General features: G+C 44.5%; 1 protein-coding gene and 1 pseudogene. Both read right to left on the reverse strand.

What is annotated here, in order from left to right:
* On the reverse strand, positions 1-263 hold a 263-nt coding region (locus CWC18_RS20565; protein ID WP_171041188.1), incomplete at its 3' end, for a transposase.
* Positions 264-503: pseudogene (locus tag CWC18_RS21175) on the reverse strand (IS4 family transposase); the annotation flags it as partial.

The following is a 503-nucleotide window of genomic DNA, read 5'->3' on the forward strand; positions in this document are numbered from 1 at the left end:
ACCAGCACCGCATGGGTGTGGTATTTTGCACTTTTGGTCAGTTCGACCTCGCCAAGATAGCAGCTCTTACGTCGATTACTTTTGAATAATGACTGGCAAGAGATAAAGTCGTTACTCTGCTGGGTTTTTAGGTGAACAGTACCACGCACTCGGCTGATGTAATGCCAGCCATTACTTCTTACGGCTTTGAGCCAAGGGACTTTAAACTCAGCGTCCGTCACAATCACAGGTCGACACGCACTCGGCAAGAGCAGCTTGAGCATTTATAAGAAGTATTTTTGGACTTTTAGACAATGATACTGATAGCTAAAAGCACTTTTCTGATAGAGAGTTAAAGAGCGGCCTTCACTGACAATACTTGCTCGCAGAATACAGTGCTTGTTCTGAGTATCAGCATGGCTCCAGTCAACCAGAATAATGGGATGCTTTTCAGTAACAACAAAGCGGCTCAAACTGACATAAACCGATGTCGATTCACGCAATAGCTCATGGTTACTAAGGAG

It is taken from the genome of Pseudoalteromonas aurantia, from assembly GCF_005886875.1.
GTDB lineage: Bacteria > Pseudomonadota > Gammaproteobacteria > Enterobacterales > Alteromonadaceae > Pseudoalteromonas > Pseudoalteromonas aurantia_A.